General features: G+C 53.7%; 14 protein-coding genes. 9 read left to right on the top strand and 5 right to left on the bottom strand.

From position 1 onward, the window contains the following. Positions 1-67: 67 nt before the first annotated feature. Positions 68-1,312 (top strand): enterobactin transporter EntS, encoded by a 1,245-nt coding sequence (entS, locus tag ACLJZ5_RS05755; protein WP_001081668.1) that lies wholly within the window; start codon positions 68-70, stop codon positions 1,310-1,312. Between the two features lie 62 nt (positions 1,313-1,374). Here entS and fepB read toward each other — a convergent pair whose 3' ends face one another. Further along, positions 1,375-2,331: a Fe2+-enterobactin ABC transporter substrate-binding protein gene (gene fepB / locus ACLJZ5_RS05750; RefSeq protein ID WP_001238994.1), complete on the bottom strand. Its 957-nt coding sequence runs from the start codon at positions 2,329-2,331 to the stop codon at positions 1,375-1,377. Between the two features lie 308 nt (positions 2,332-2,639). On the opposite strand from fepB, the gene entC reads away from it, so the two are divergent. The 7 genes from entC (at position 2,640) to ACLJZ5_RS05715 (ending at position 10,025) form a co-directional block, all read left to right on the top strand. Continuing rightward, positions 2,640-3,815, top strand: a complete 1,176-nt coding sequence (gene entC, locus ACLJZ5_RS05745; protein ID WP_024797992.1) for an isochorismate synthase EntC — start codon at positions 2,640-2,642, stop codon at positions 3,813-3,815. 9 nt (positions 3,816-3,824) lie between these two features. Next, positions 3,825-5,435 carry a (2,3-dihydroxybenzoyl)adenylate synthase EntE gene (gene entE, locus ACLJZ5_RS05740; protein WP_024797991.1) on the top strand — a complete coding sequence of 537 codons (1,611 nt, stop codon included), beginning with the start codon at positions 3,825-3,827 and terminating at the stop codon, positions 5,433-5,435. A gap of 13 nt (positions 5,436-5,448) precedes the next feature. After that, positions 5,449-6,306 carry an isochorismatase gene (locus tag ACLJZ5_RS05735; protein ID WP_001577997.1) on the top strand — a complete coding sequence of 286 codons (858 nt, stop codon included), beginning with the start codon at positions 5,449-5,451 and terminating at the stop codon, positions 6,304-6,306. Then, on the top strand, positions 6,306-7,061 hold the full coding sequence (gene entA / locus ACLJZ5_RS05730; protein WP_023227381.1) for a 2,3-dihydro-2,3-dihydroxybenzoate dehydrogenase EntA: 756 nt from the start codon (positions 6,306-6,308) through the stop codon (positions 7,059-7,061). Before ACLJZ5_RS05735 ends, entA begins: the two co-directional genes overlap by 1 nt. Positions 7,062-7,063: 2 nt before the next feature. Further along, positions 7,064-7,477: a proofreading thioesterase EntH gene (gene entH / locus ACLJZ5_RS05725; RefSeq protein ID WP_024797990.1), complete on the top strand. Its 414-nt coding sequence runs from the start codon at positions 7,064-7,066 to the stop codon at positions 7,475-7,477. A 181-nt stretch (positions 7,478-7,658) separates the two neighbouring features. After that, entirely contained in the window at positions 7,659-9,764 is a 2,106-nt protein-coding gene (gene cstA / locus ACLJZ5_RS05720) for a pyruvate/proton symporter CstA (protein ID WP_001043108.1), read from the top strand. A 63-nt stretch (positions 9,765-9,827) separates the two neighbouring features. Next, positions 9,828-10,025 (top strand): YbdD/YjiX family protein, encoded by a 198-nt coding sequence (locus ACLJZ5_RS05715; protein WP_023206868.1) that lies wholly within the window; start codon positions 9,828-9,830, stop codon positions 10,023-10,025. 35 nt (positions 10,026-10,060) lie between these two features. Here the strand turns inward: ACLJZ5_RS05715 and ACLJZ5_RS05710 are convergent, their stop codons facing one another. Then, a complete protein-coding gene (locus ACLJZ5_RS05710) occupies positions 10,061-11,149 on the bottom strand; it encodes an oxidoreductase (protein WP_024797989.1) in 1,089 nt (362 codons plus the stop codon). Between the two features lie 126 nt (positions 11,150-11,275). Here ACLJZ5_RS05710 and ACLJZ5_RS05705 point away from each other — a divergent pair, with 126 nt between their 5' ends. Continuing rightward, complete coding sequence (locus ACLJZ5_RS05705) at positions 11,276-12,436, top strand: pyridoxal phosphate-dependent aminotransferase (RefSeq protein ID WP_024797988.1); 1,161 nt, start codon at positions 11,276-11,278, stop codon at positions 12,434-12,436. Here the strand turns inward: ACLJZ5_RS05705 and ACLJZ5_RS05700 are convergent, their stop codons facing one another. The 3 genes from ACLJZ5_RS05700 to citR form a co-directional block, all read right to left on the bottom strand. Continuing rightward, entirely contained in the window at positions 12,437-13,054 is a 618-nt protein-coding gene (locus tag ACLJZ5_RS05700; RefSeq protein ID WP_031618510.1) for an IbrB-like domain-containing protein, read from the bottom strand. Beyond that, positions 13,027-14,262, bottom strand: a complete 1,236-nt coding sequence (locus ACLJZ5_RS05695; protein WP_000118134.1) for a phosphoadenosine phosphosulfate reductase — start codon at positions 14,260-14,262, stop codon at positions 13,027-13,029. The genes ACLJZ5_RS05700 and ACLJZ5_RS05695 overlap by 28 nt, the downstream gene beginning before the upstream one ends. A gap of 165 nt (positions 14,263-14,427) precedes the next feature. Then, the gene (gene citR, locus ACLJZ5_RS05690) at positions 14,428-15,330 is read right to left on the bottom strand and encodes a DNA-binding transcriptional repressor CitR (RefSeq protein ID WP_024797985.1); all 903 of its coding nucleotides are present in this window, start codon (positions 15,328-15,330) and stop codon (positions 14,428-14,430) included. Between the last annotated feature and the right edge of the window lie 148 nt (positions 15,331-15,478).

Genomic DNA, 15,478 nt, shown 5'->3' with positions numbered 1-15,478 from the left:
ATTTGGTTATGTTAGCATGTGCAGCCATTGAATGGATATTTAAAAAAACTCGCATTAAGGCGTTGTAATGAATCGACAATCCTGGCTGCTCAATCTCAGCCTGTTGAAGACGCACCCTGCATTTCGCGCAGTATTTCTGGCCCGTTTTATCTCTATTGTCTCGCTGGGGCTGCTTGGCGTGGCGGTTCCGGTACAGATCCAAATGATGACGCACTCCACCTGGCAGGTAGGGCTGTCGGTAACGTTAACCGGCGGCGCCATGTTTATTGGTTTAATGGTGGGTGGTGTACTGGCCGATCGCTACGAACGTAAGAAGGTGATTCTGCTGGCGCGCGGTACTTGCGGTATTGGCTTTATTGGCCTGTGCGTGAACGCGATGTTGCCGGAACCGTCATTGCTGGCGATATATCTCCTTGGCCTGTGGGACGGCTTTTTCGCGTCTCTGGGCGTGACCGCGTTACTGGCGGCGACGCCAGCGCTGGTCGGAAGAGAAAATCTGATGCAGGCCGGCGCGATTACCATGCTGACGGTACGTCTGGGATCGGTTATTTCGCCGATGTTGGGGGGCATATTGCTTGCCAGCGGCGGCGTAGCCTGGAACTATGGGCTGGCGGCCGCCGGGACGTTTATTACGCTATTGCCGTTACTGACGCTGCCGCGACTGCCTGTCCCTCCGCAGCCGCGGGAAAATCCATTTATCGCGTTACTGGCGGCATTTCGTTTTTTGCTCGCCAGTCCGCTTATCGGCGGTATTGCGCTGCTTGGCGGCCTGGTGACGATGGCAAGCGCGGTACGCGTCCTCTATCCAGCGCTGGCGATGAGCTGGCAGATGTCGGCGGCGCAAATCGGTTTGCTGTATGCGGCAATTCCGCTGGGGGCGGCCATTGGCGCGCTGACCAGCGGACAACTGGCGCATAGCGTTCGTCCGGGGCTCATTATGCTGGTTTCGACAGTGGGTTCTTTTCTGGCTGTGGGGCTGTTCGCCATCATGCCGGTCTGGATCGCAGGTGTTATCTGTCTGGCGCTGTTTGGCTGGCTTAGCGCCATCAGTTCGTTATTACAATATACCCTGCTGCAAACCCAGACGCCGGAAAATATGCTGGGGCGAATGAACGGCCTGTGGACCGCGCAAAACGTCACGGGAGACGCTATCGGCGCGGCGCTGTTAGGCGGTCTTGGCGCAATGATGACGCCGGTCGCTTCCGCAAGCGTGAGTGGATTCGGGCTGGTGATTATCGGTTTGCTGCTGTTGTTAGTGCTGGGCGAGCTACGTCGTTTTCGCCAGACGCCGCCGGTTAGCGATGCTGGCTGATAAAGAGGCGTTTATCCGACTGACCAAATCGTTCTGGTCAGTCGGATAAGACTCCGATAAGGCTAAAACAGGGCGGCCAGCCGGTTAAGCAGCAACGTTGCGCTGTAATAATCCAGACGGAACGTCTCCGTGCCCAGGGCATAGACGCGCTTATTTTGCACCGCTGGCAGGTGCGCCAGCAGCGGATTGGCGTAAAGGGCCGCGACATCTTTGTTGTCGCCGGCAAACAGGAAAAGAGATTGGCCGTTTAACCCGGCGGCCAGATTTTCACCGCCAAGCTGAATGATATCGTGGCGCTTACCCTGGCTTTTGCTGGTTTGCAGCCCTCGGGGCAATGTCGCCAGCGTAAAGCCTAACTGCGTCAATAGCTTGCCTTGTGCTGATTCTGGCGTCCACAGATTGGCGCTATGCGCGGCAGGGGTATACACCAGCGCGCTAACCGGCTGCGGCGGCAGGGCGATTCGCTGTTTAACCGTCGTCAGTTGTGCCTCAAATTCCGCTATTCGCGCGGCGGCCTGTTTCTCCTGGCCGGTGATCTCGCCAAGCTGCGTGAGCAAACTCTGCCAGCTTTTATCGTCATAATTGATGACGAGCGTCGGCGCGATAGCGGAGAGCTGATCATAAAGCGCCAGCGCGGAGTCGCCGCCGGTGGCGCTAATCAAAATGAGATCCGGCATTTGCGCGGCGACCGTTTCGGCATTCGGTTCGCCGATATACAGCCGGGCGACATGGCGAGCCTTTGCTACGTCGCTCCACTGGCGCATGAACCCTTGATCGTCGGCAAAGCGGTTATTCGGCGTAGTGGCTCCGCTGGCGACGACGGGCGCATCAATCGCCAGCAGCGAGCCTGTCAACGTCACGCTGGTAGAGACGATACGCGCGGGCTTGTGGTCCAGAGTATGAACGCCGCGGCTGTCCTGGATTTGCCGGGGCCAACCGGCGTCCTGGGCTAAGGATATTCCTGAAATTGATAAACCAACCACTAAAAGCAGCCAACGATAAAAGGCGGGGAGTCTCACAATAGCGTCCTGTTATTAATAAAGTTAATGCTTCTCATTTTCATGTCAGCGGCAGCGAGATGCAAGCCTTAGTGCCATTTAACTCATGACCAGAGTTGACAGAGCGACGTTTTACTCTTAGGTTAGCGCACTAAAAATAGAAATAATAATCATTATTATACACAAAATCATTCAATAAGCATCGCAACGGCAAGGGAAGAAATCCCCGCGAGCATAGATAACTGTGTGACCGGGGTTTCTGAGCGCAGCCAACAAAGAGGCAGCTTGAAAGATGAAGTGTATATAAGCCTTTATCATTGGAGGATGATATGGATATGTCACTGGCTGAGGACGCTCAGGAGACAATGGCAACGCTTGCTCCCGATCGCTTTTTCTTCATGTCGCCGTATCGCAGTTTTACCACTTCCGGGTGTTTCGCCCGTTATACCGAGCCTGCGGTTGCCGGCGATTCGCCGGATAGCCCTTTCCAGCAGAAATTGCGCCAGCAGTTTGCCGAGGCCAAATCGCAGGGCATCGCCAACCCTATCCTGGTGGGGGCGATCCCCTTTGATACCCGCCAGCCGTCGTCGCTATTTATTCCGATGGAGTGGCAGTGCTTTTCCCGCCAGCAAAAGCAGCGCACGGCGCGTTATTTTACCGACCATCAATCGCTGACGGTGACGGCGCGAAAGGCGATTCCGGAGCAGGATGCTTTTGAAGCGATGGTCGCACGCGCGGCTATGCTGACCGCTACGCCAGATGTCGATAAAGTGGTGCTTTCCCGGCTGATAGATATCACCACTGACATGGCGGTGGATAGCGGAGCATTGCTGGAGCGGATGGTTGCGCAGAATCCAGTTAGTTACAACTTCCATGTGCCGCTGGCGGATGGCGGCGTTCTGCTGGGTGCCAGCCCCGAATTGCTGCTACGCAAAGAGGGCGATAGGTTTAGTTCGCTGCCGTTAGCAGGCTCAGCGCGCCGGCAGCCGGATGACGTTCTGGATCGCGAGGCGGGAAACCGACTGCTGGCTTCACAAAAAGATCGCCATGAACATGAGCTGGTGACGCAGGCGATGAAGCAGATCCTGCGCGATCGCAGCACGGAACTGCAATTACCTTCCTCTCCACAGTTGATCACCACGCCGACGCTATGGCATCTCGGTACGCCGTTTGAGGGCAAGGCCAACGCCGGAGAAAACGCGCTGACGCTGGCCTGTCTGCTGCATCCAACGCCTGCGTTAAGCGGTTTCCCCCATCAGGTCGCGAAAAAGCTGATTGCTGAACTGGAACCGTTCGATCGTGAACTGTTTGGCGGCATTGTCGGCTGGTGCGACGCCGAAGGAAACGGCGAGTGGGTAGTAACGATTCGTTGCGCGAAATTGCACGGTAATCAGGTGCGCCTGTTCGCCGGCGCCGGGATTGTCCCTGCCTCTTCGCCAGTCGGCGAGTGGCGGGAAACCGGCGTCAAGCTCTCTACGATGTTGAACGTTTTTGGACTGCATTAAGGAACGATGATGCGTATACCTTTCACCCGTTGGCCGGATGAATTTGCCCGCCGTTATCGTGAAAAAGGCTACTGGCAAGACGTGCCGTTGACCGATATTCTGACCCGCCACGCTGACAGCGACAAGACGGCGGTCATTGAAGGCGAGCGCGCATTCAGCTATCGCCAGCTCAACCAGGCCGCAGATAATCTGGCCTGCAGTTTACGCCGTCAGGGCATCAAACCTGGCGAAACCGCTCTGGTACAACTGGGGAATGTACCGGAACTGTATATCACCTTTTTCGCCCTGTTGAAGCTTGGCGTAGCGCCCGTTCTGGCGCTGTTTAGCCATCAACGTACCGAACTTAACGCCTATGCGATGCAGATCGCGCCGACGCTGGTGATTGCCGATCGCCAACATACGCTGTTCGCCGGGGAGGACTTTCTCAACACGTTTGTGGCTGAACACCGCTCTGTGCGGGTGGTGTTATTGCGCAACGACGATGGCGATCACAGCCTGGACGCGGCGATGCGGCAGGCGGCGGAAGATTTCACCGCCACGCCATCACCTGCTGACGAAGTGGCCTACTTTCAGCTTTCCGGCGGTACTACCGGCACGCCAAAGCTTATTCCCCGTACCCATAACGACTATTACTACAGCGTGTGTCGCAGCAATGAGATTTGCGGTTTCAACGAGGAGACGCGTTTTCTGTGCGCGATTCCCGCCGCGCATAACTACGCCATGAGTTCGCCGGGCGCGCTGGGCGTTTTTCTCGCCAAAGGAACGGTAGTGCTGGCGACCGATCCCAGCGCCACGCTCTGTTTCCCGCTGATCGAAAAACACCAGATTAATGCCACGGCGCTGGTGCCGCCCGCGGTCAGTCTATGGCTACAGGCTATCCAGGAGTGGGGCGGCAATGCGCCGCTGGCGTCATTAAGGTTATTGCAGGTCGGCGGCGCGCGGCTTTCTGCGACGCTGGCCGCCCGTATTCCGGCTGAAATTGGCTGTCAGTTGCAGCAGGTCTTCGGCATGGCGGAAGGGTTAGTGAACTATACCCGGCTGGACGATAGTCCGGAACGGATTATCAATACCCAGGGAAGACCCATGTGTCCGGACGACGAAGTGTGGGTGGCGGATGCTGGCGGGAATCCACTGCCGCCGGGCGAGATTGGTCGTCTGATGACGCGCGGCCCCTATACTTTTCGCGGCTATTTCAACAGTCCGCAACACAATGCCAGCGCCTTTGACGCCAACGGTTTTTACTGCTCCGGCGATCTGATCTCCATTGATCAAGACGGCTACATCACCGTTCACGGGCGTGAAAAAGATCAGATCAATCGGGGCGGCGAGAAGATAGCCGCCGAAGAGATAGAAAACCTGTTACTGCGCCACCCGGCGGTGATCCATGCGGCGCTGGTCAGCATGGAAGATGAACTGCTGGGAGAAAAAAGTTGCGCATATCTGGTGGTAAAAGAGCCGCTGCGAGCGGTACAGGTACGCCGTTTCCTGCGAGAGCAGGGCGTGGCGGAATTTAAATTACCGGATCGCGTGGAGTGCGTTGCGTCACTGCCGCTGACGCCGGTTGGTAAAGTCGATAAAAAACAATTACGCCAGCGGTTGGCGTCACGTTCACCGCTCTGAAGGAGAAAGAGAGATGGCCATTCCGAAACTACAGTCTTACGCGCTGCCCACCGCACTGGATATCCCGACCAACAAAGTGAACTGGGCATTTGAGCCGGAGCGCGCGGCGCTGCTCATCCACGATATGCAGGATTACTTTGTCAGCTTTTGGGGCCGCAACTGCCCAATGATGGACCAGGTGATTGCCAATATCGCCGCTCTGCGCCAGTACTGTAAGGAACATCATATCCCGGTCTATTACACCGCTCAGCCGAAAGAGCAAAGCGATGAAGATCGCGCGTTACTCAATGATATGTGGGGGCCGGGACTGACGCGCTCTCCGGAACAGCAGAAGGTGGTAGAAGCCTTAACGCCGGATGAGGCAGATACAGTGCTGGTGAAGTGGCGTTATAGCGCGTTTCACCGCTCGCCGCTGGAACAGATGTTAAAAGATACCGGACGTAATCAGCTCATCATTACCGGCGTGTATGCGCATATTGGCTGTATGACCACCGCTACCGATGCGTTTATGCGCGACATTAAGCCGTTTATGGTGGCGGATGCGCTGGCGGATTTCAGCCGGGAAGAGCATCTGATGGCGCTGAACTATGTGGCGGGGCGTTCAGGTCGCGTCGTCATGACTGAATCGCTGCTGCCGACGCCGGTTCCTGCCAGTAAAGCGGCGCTGCGGGCGTTGATTCTGCCGTTGCTGGATGAGACTGACGAGCCGCTGGATGATGAAAACCTGATTGATTATGGCCTGGATTCAGTACGCATGATGGGGCTGGCGGCGCGCTGGCGTAAAGTACACGGCGATATCGACTTCGTGATGCTGGCGAAAAATCCGACCATTGACGCCTGGTGGGCGCTGCTTTCTCGCGAGGTAGGGTAATGGCCTGTATTGATTTTTCAGACAAAACGGTATGGGTGACCGGGGCGGGGAAAGGGATCGGTTACGCGACGGCGCTGGCGTTTGTTGACGCCGGGGCGCGGGTGATCGGCTTCGATCGCGAATTTACGCAAGAGAATTATCCCTTTGCTACCGAAGTCATGGATGTGGCGGATGCCGGGCAGGTTGCGCAGGTGTGCCAGCGTGTGTTGCAAAAAACGCCGCGGCTGGATGTGCTGGTCAACGCCGCCGGTATTTTGCGTATGGGAGCGACCGATGCGCTTAGCGTTGACGACTGGCAGCAGACATTTGCGGTCAATGTGGGCGGGGCATTTAACCTGTTTTCCCAGACGATGGCGCAGTTTCGCCGTCAGCAGGGAGGGGCGATTGTCACCGTAGCCTCAGATGCGGCGCATACGCCGCGTATCGGTATGAGCGCTTACGGCGCCTCTAAAGCGGCGCTGAAAAGCCTGGCGCTAACCGTAGGGCTGGAGCTGGCGGGCTGCGGGGTGCGCTGTAATGTGGTGTCGCCGGGTTCGACTGACACCGATATGCAGCGCACGTTATGGGTGAGTGAAGATGCCGAACAGCAGCGTATTCGCGGTTTCGGCGAACAGTTTAAGCTCGGCATACCGCTCGGTAAAATCGCCCGTCCGCAGGAGATAGCCAATACCATTTTGTTTCTTGCCTCCGATCTGGCCAGCCACATTACCTTGCAGGATATCGTGGTGGACGGCGGTTCAACATTGGGAGCCTGACGATGATCTGGAAACGGCATTTAACGCTGGATGAATTGAACGCTACCAGTCAGAACACGCTGGTGGCGCATCTGGGTATTGTTTACACCCGTCTGGGCGATGACGTGCTGGAGGCGGAAATGCCCGTCGATGCCCGCACTCATCAACCGTTTGGTCTGCTACACGGCGGCGCATCGGCAGCGCTGGCGGAGACGTTGGGATCAATGGCGGGTTATCTGATGACCCGCGACGGGCAGTGCGTGGTCGGGACCGAGTTAAACGCCACTCACCACCGCGCCGTCTCGCAGGGGAAAGTACGCGGCGTTTGCCTGCCGCTGCATCTGGGGCGGCAGAATCAAAGCTGGGAAATTATGCTCTTTGACGAGCAGGGGAGGCGCTGCTGCACCTGTCGCCTGGGAACGGCGGTAATGGGATAGTTCTGGCAAAGTAAAATGCAATTGCAGCGTCAACGAAGAAAGGAAGTGATCTGGTTAACACTGTAATGTAAAAAATGGGTAACGATACGGTTTTATCATGTTGTTGTGTTGTTAATTACGGTAAAGGTGTTATAGAAACAAAATGTAACATCTCTCTGGAACACCCAAACGGACAACAACTATGAATAAATCAGGGAAATACCTCGTCTGGACAGCGCTCTCAGTATTGGGTGCGTTTGCCCTGGGCTATATTGCGTTAAATCGTGGGGAACAGATCAACGCGCTATGGATCGTGGTGGCGTCGGTCTGTGTCTATCTAATTGCGTATCGTTTTTATGGGCTCTATATCGCCAAAAAAGTGCTGGCGGTTGACCCAACGCGTATGACGCCCGCGGTACGTCATAATGATGGTCTGGATTATGTCCCGACCGATAAAAAAGTGCTTTTTGGTCACCATTTTGCGGCCATTGCTGGCGCAGGTCCGCTGGTCGGGCCGGTACTGGCCGCGCAGATGGGCTATCTGCCGGGGATGATCTGGCTGCTGGCGGGCGTTGTGCTGGCGGGAGCGGTGCAGGACTTTATGGTGCTGTTCGTCTCGACCCGGCGTGATGGGCGTTCGCTTGGCGAGCTGGTTAAAGAGGAGATGGGCGCGACGGCCGGGGTGATCGCGCTGGTGGCCTGCTTTATGATCATGGTGATCATTCTGGCCGTCCTGGCGATGATCGTGGTGAAAGCGCTGACCCATAGCCCGTGGGGAACGTACACTGTCGCGTTCACTATTCCACTGGCGATTTTTATGGGCATCTACCTGCGCTATCTGCGCCCGGGGCGCATCGGCGAGGTGTCGGTCATTGGGCTGGTATTTCTTATTTTCGCTATTATTTCCGGCGGATGGGTGGCGGCAAGCCCAACCTGGGCGCCGTACTTTGATTTTACTGGCGTGCAACTTACCTGGATGCTGGTGGGTTATGGTTTTGTCGCGGCGGTACTGCCGGTCTGGCTGCTGCTCGCGCCGCGTGATTACCTCTCTACCTTCCTGAAAATTGGTACGATTGTCGGTCTGGCGGTCGGGATTCTGATTATGCGTCCGACGCTGACTATGCCGGCGCTGACCAAATTTGTTGATGGTACCGGACCGGTCTGGACGGGCGACCTGTTCCCGTTCCTGTTTATTACCATCGCCTGCGGCGCGGTCTCCGGTTTCCATGCGCTCATCTCCTCCGGCACGACGCCGAAGATGTTGGCCAACGAAGGCCAGGCCTGCTTTATCGGCTACGGCGGGATGTTAATGGAATCTTTCGTCGCCATTATGGCGCTGGTCTCGGCCTGTATTATCGATCCGGGCGTTTACTTTGCGATGAATAGCCCGATGGCGGTACTGGCGCCAGCGGGGACAGCGGATGTCGTGGCTTCTGCCGCGCAGGTGGTCAGTAGTTGGGGTTTCGCTATCACGCCGGATACGTTACACCAGATTGCCAATGAAGTCGGCGAACAATCTATTATCTCCCGCGCAGGCGGTGCGCCAACGCTGGCGGTAGGGATGGCCTACATTTTACATGGCGCGTTGGGCGGCATGATGGATGTGGCGTTCTGGTATCACTTTGCCATTCTGTTTGAAGCGCTGTTTATTCTGACGGCGGTGGATGCGGGTACCCGTGCGGCGCGCTTTATGTTGCAGGATCTGTTGGGTGTAGTGTCGCCAGGGCTGAAACGTACCGATTCGCTGCCAGCGAACCTGCTTGCTACGGCATTGTGCGTGCTGGCGTGGGGGTATTTCCTCCATCAGGGCGTGGTCGATCCGTTGGGCGGTATTAACACCCTGTGGCCGCTGTTTGGCATCGCTAACCAGATGCTGGCGGGTATGGCGCTGATGCTTTGCGCCGTGGTACTGTTCAAAATGAAGCGTCAGCGTTATGCGTGGGTCGCGCTGGTGCCAACGGCCTGGCTGCTGATTTGTACGCTGACGGCGGGCTGGCAGAAAGCGTTTAGTCCGGATGCGAAAATCGGCTTCCTGGCCATTGCCAATAAGTTCCAGGCGATGATCGACAGCGGCAATATTCCGCCGCAGTACACCGAATCGCAGCTCGCGCAGTTGGTATTCAATAACCGTCTGGATGCCGGGCTAACCATCTTCTTTATGGTGGTGGTCGTGGTGCTGGCGGTCTTCTCTATTAAGACGGCGCTGGCCGCTCTGAAGATTGATAAACCGACGGCGAATGAAACGCCGTATGAGCCGATGCCGGAAAATGTGGATGAGATCGTGACGCAGGCGAAAGGCGCGCACTAATCTTTTTACATCAATAGCCCTCTCCAGAATAAGGAGAGGGCATTTGGATGACAGGTGACAACGATGTTCGATACGCTTTCGAAAGCCGGAAAATATCTGGGACAGGCCGCAAAAATGATGATTGGCGTGCCAGACTACGACAACTATGTGGAGCATATGCGCATAACGCATCCGGAGCAGACGCCGATGACCTACGAAGAATTTTTCCGCGAGCGGCAGGATGCGCGCTATGGTGGAAAAGGCGGCGCGCGTTGCTGCTGATGGTTGCCAGGCCTGATAAACGCAACGTCACCAGGCTATATTCTGAAAAATTCAACTTTTTCAAACGCCGCACGCAGGGTGTCAGGCGTTAACGTCACCGGTAAATAGTGGATGGATTCGACCGGGCGCAGGGTATGTGCGATTACCCTATCGATCTCGGCGGTGTTATGAATATCCACGTCCAGTTCGCTAAGTCGGGCCGGCAGATGAAATCGCCGGTACGCTGCAATCAATTGCGCCAGCACGTCATCTTGTCCCAGTAGCGCGCTTTGCACCAGAATGCCATAAGCCACTTTCGTTCCGTGCAGGTATTTTTCCGTTTGTGGCAGGACGGTCAGACCGTTGTGTACCGCATGGGCGGCGGCGACACGGGTATAGCGTTCCCCGAGGCCGCCGACCATACCGCCGCCAGCGATAATCGCATCCACCACGTCGCAAAATGCCTGGGTTAGCCGACGCTGCTGTTTATCCGCTAATGCTTGTTCGCTGCTGGTCAGCAGGAGATCGCGAATAGCGCACGCGCTGTTAATGCCCAGTCTTACGGTCAATGGCAACGTTTCAGGCTGCGGCGCAAGCACAACGGCTTCATACCATTTCGCCAGCGTATCGCCAATGCCAGCTAACAGATAGTCATCGGGCGCCTGCAGAATAATGCGCGGTTCGACCAGCACCAGAAAATTGGCATCATCAAAAATTTCGAACTGTAACGCCTGTCCCGCGTCGTTATACCAGACGGAAAGCGGTGTCCAGGCGGCGCAGGTTGCCGCGATGGTCGGGATAGCGACAAACGGCAGCGCCAGACGGCGGGCGAGCGCTTTGGCGGTATCGAGCAGCGCGCCGCCGCCGACGCCTATTACCACCTGACGATCGTCGTTGCAGGCGTGCGCCAGTTGGGCAACATGGCTTTCGCTACAATGGCCGGTAAACTGCAGATGTTTTGCGCCAGCACGTTCAAACGCTTCCGGCAGGTAAGGCCGGGCGGCGGCAATCGCGCGTTCGCCGTACACCCAAACGGCGTGGGAAAGCTGTTCCGGCGTGAAAAAGTCTGTCAGTCTTCCGAGACTTCCGGCATGGGAATAATAATTCGCCGGGCCGGTAACGACGCGGATTTCAGTGTGGTTCATGTTGTGTTGTCCTTAGGGTCTTCTTACCGCTGTTATTATATTTAGACATCTAAACGTCTTGATTGCCAAATACTAACACCCTGTGATAGTGTGTCAATAACCACATCACTGGCGGGTATGAAGATAATGAGAAATAACCCACTGATTCCAAAAAGCAAATTGCCCAATCTTGGCACCACGATTTTTACGCAAATGAGCGCGCTGGCGCAGAAACATCAGGCAATAAATTTATCGCAAGGCTTCCCTGATTTTGATGGTCCTTCTTATTTGCACGAGCGGTTGGCTTATCATGTCGCGCAGGGCGCGAATCAATATGCGCCGATGACAGGCGCGCAGGCGCTGAGGGAGGCCATAGCCGATAAAACGGCGGAAATATATGGTTATCGACCCGATGACGTCAGTGATATCACCGTCACGGCGGGCGCGACAGAAGCGTTGTACGCGGCGATTACCGCGCTGGTGCGGGCAGGGGATGAGGTTATCTGTTTCGATCCCAGTTACGACAGCTATGCCCCGGCCGTGGCGCTTTCCGGCGGCGTGTTAAAACGCATAGCGCTTACGCCGCCGCATTTTCGCGTCGACTGGCAGGCGTTTTCGGCGTTGCTTAGCGAGCGCACGCGGCTGGTGATCCTCAATACGCCGCATAATCCCACCGCTACCGTCTGGCGTCAGGAGGATATCGAGGCGCTGTGGCAGGCTATCGGCGAGCGGGAAATTTATGTGTTAAGCGATGAAGTGTACGAACATATTTGTTTTGCCGTCGAAGGTCATGCCAGCGTATTGGCGCACCCTCAGTTACGAGAGCGGGCGGTTGCCGTTTCATCGTTTGGTAAAACCTTTCATATGACGGGATGGAAGATTGGTTACTGCGTTGCGCCTGCGGCCATTAGCGCCGAAATACGCAAAGTTCATCAGTACCTGACGTTTTGCGTCAATACACCGGCGCAACTGGCTCTGGCGGATATGCTGCGCGCCGCGCCGGAACACTATCGCGCGTTACCCGATTTTTACCGGAAAAAACGCGATGTGCTGGTTAACGCGCTGGCGCAAAGCCGATTAAAAGTGCTGCCCTGTGAAGGTACCTATTTTCTGTTAATCGATTACAGCGCAGTGTCGACGCTAAATGACATTGAGTTTTGTCAGTGGCTAACCGAAGAAGTCGGTGTCGCCGCTATTCCGCTTTCTGTCTTTTGCGCCGCCCCTTTCCCGCATCAGCTTATACGTTTATGTTTCGCTAAACAGGAATCAACGCTGCTGGCCGCCGCAGAGCGCCTGTGTAAACTGTAGTTATTTAACCGTCCACGCTCTGGAGAATCGACGGTCTGCAAAAAGCTCCTGCAGGCCGTTGATCTGTTTCAGGCGCAGGACTTCATCGGCGTCCATACCTAACTCCTGGCCGATTTTGCTCTCGTCCCAGCCTAGCAGAGAAAGTTCGCGCACGATTTCTGACATGGCGTGGATCTGGTGGCGCCCGCGCGCGCGGTTATGCCGAATGGTTGCCGCCATGCGTTCGTGACGTTCTCTGTCCAGACATGTTATCGGCAGGTAGCCTTTCAGACGCCTTTTCAGGGCCGCTTTTCCTTTGCCCAGCTCATGACGGTGAAAACCGTCCACAATCTCGTACTCCTCGGCATCGGCCTTTACCACCACTATCGGCTGAGTAAATCCATCTTGTTCAATCGATTTAAGCAGCAGTTTTTTCTCCGGCGGCGCAACGTTATTCGGGTTGTAGTCATTAGGCGAAATATGATCGTTTTTCACCCACAGGACACAATCGACAGGCTCATCGCGAAAAGGACTAACGTTATGTATCGCCATTCTAAATTCATTAATGGCGGCGATTCTCTCTTCTTCAGGCAGTTCAGAGAGAAAGTGAGTTATTTCGGTTGTGAGTCGGTGTTGCATAAGATCCCCCATTCCTGGCGTTTAGCTTTCATACGTTCGTTATAACGCTGGTAATTCTTAGGTTTTGTCGGACTGAATGACAGCGCCCGGCACCAGTAATCATTGTTCAGTAAAACTTTGCAGATCCGTCGCCACGACGGAATATCGCGCGATCCGATATCGCCCTGCTGCGTCTGTGGGATGGTGTTCATGCCTTTTTTCTTATACCACTGCAAATAAACGGCGATTTTATTACGGTAATGTTCGGCAGTGACTTCAGGCATACTGTGTAGCAGGAGCAGCGCGTACTCTTCCCAGTTAAGGTGATCGGGTTTTAAAATTTTCCGGTGGCCATAAAAATGGTTGTCTTGTCCGGCGTAAATACCTCCGCTGAGCACGCCGCTGACTCTGGCGCACATGGCTGCCCAGCGCTCAGGTTCGATAACATGATACAGCCATAACCCCTGTCGTTGTTCCGGGCCGAACGGTTCGCAAATACGCATGTAACGGGGCGGTACGCCAGCCTGATACATCAAATTATACAAAGGGTTACATGGTTTACCTGTTTTGGCGAACCAGGTCCAGATATCTGCGGTTTTCCAGTCATAGATGGGGTAGATATACCAGGTGTGACCCTTAGGGGCTAACGTGGTCCAGGGCTTGTCGTCGGCAAAGCGCAGCTTATGCGAGTTAGCGATAGCGGCAAATCGGTTATAGGATTCGTCGGAACGAATACCGACCAGCATAGCGGCAGGACGCTTTTCTGAAAACCAGTCGGCAAAATCGCGAACGAACTGTTCAAAGGTCATGCCGTGTTGATAAAAGGAAAAAAAGGCCGGATCGGTAATCGCATCTTCTGGCGGTTGTCGTACCCAGTCGGCACCCGGCTGCCAACACTGCCACTCCGGCTGGTATTGTGAAAGGGAATTTTGTGTGGTTAAGGGTAATGCGACCCAATAAAAACGCTCGATAACGTCCGCGTAGTATTCACGTAATGATTCAATATAGGCGATGGTACAGGAGAATTGCGCTTCCCAGTCAATGAAGAGAACGTGGATCTTTTTATTCATTTTGCGCGCCAACGTTGCCGTCAGGTGCAGCATAAGTCCTGAATCTTTACCACCAGAAAATGAGACGCAGACCCGGGGTAAGGTTTCCAGGGTCCACATTATACGCTCTTGAGCCGCTTCCAGAACATTTTGCTCAAGCGGAACTTTATAAACCGACATCTCTGGATAGTCTCCGATGTGTTAACTACAGTATATTCGAAATAATTAACATAAAGGATAAGCAGATTAGATGAACTTGCAATGATTTATTATATTTGCCAAATAAATATATTCCATAAATATATACATTAAATTTATGTTAATATCCGTTATTTGGCCTTCTTATTAATGCTTTTTTGTTATTTGTTCAATGAGCTCAGTAAATCCGCTATTATTCATCGAAGCTCTATTATACATAAGATAGAGTTGTATGGGAGCAATGGTAAAAGGTATGGAGACTTTTTTAAGTTTGATAGTGGATGAGTAATAGTCAACAAGTGATTTTGGTAAAAAACCAATAAGCTCCGTGGCGCTGATGGCGTTGGCGATGGTTATCAGCGATTTGCTTCTGAAACCAATTATTCTTTCCCCCAGTACATTATGGATAACTGAATGATGCTCTTTTATATCGTTTTTCCGGGCGATGAATTGCGTAAATGACTCTTGTAGAATTTCGTCGATAGTTGCGGTTTCACCTAGCCGGGGATGGTTTTCACTGCAAGCCAGGATACATTCCACCTTATTAAAGTGAGTACAAACAATAGAACGATTATTGAGTGGGGCCATTGAAACCACAATATCTGCTTTGCGGTAGGCAAGAAGATCTTCAGGCTGTTCGTCAGTGGTCAAAATGTCGTGATGTTCAATTTCAACCTGTGAATCTTTGCGAATATATTCAACTAATTTCATCACATATTGGGTGATCAACAGCTGTGGGCTATAGATAATAAACTTTTTCTTCAGACTGGACTGATTCATTATATTAATAGTTTGTTCCAGACTGTTAAGGTTATTTTCTAAATGATAATGTAAATTAATGCCTGTTACGGTAGGCGTAATTCCTTTACCTGAACGAATAAATAAAGGGTCATTGAATTGCGTGCGCAGGCGTTGCAATGACTGGCTTACGGCAGAAGGTGTAATATAGAGAGTTTCTGCCGCTTTGCTAATGCTTAAATGTTGATAAATACATTCAAATATAACCAACAAGTTAAGATCAAATTTTTTAAGGTCGTAAAGGTTAGCCATAGTATCTTCCTGGCATAATCATGGTATCTTTCATGATTATGACTTAATCTCAATAATTTACCAGAGTTATGTTTATTAAACTTAATGTAGAGTTTATTTAAACTAAAATACCACAGTTATGAATATTTTAGCGAGTAAATAATCACAG

Origin of the sequence: Salmonella sp. 5800 (genome assembly GCF_046558195.1) — a bacterium.
Taxonomy (GTDB): domain Bacteria; phylum Pseudomonadota; class Gammaproteobacteria; order Enterobacterales; family Enterobacteriaceae; genus Salmonella; species Salmonella enterica.
Note: the sequence above shows the minus strand (reverse complement) of the source record. Positions and strands in the feature narration are given on the sequence as shown.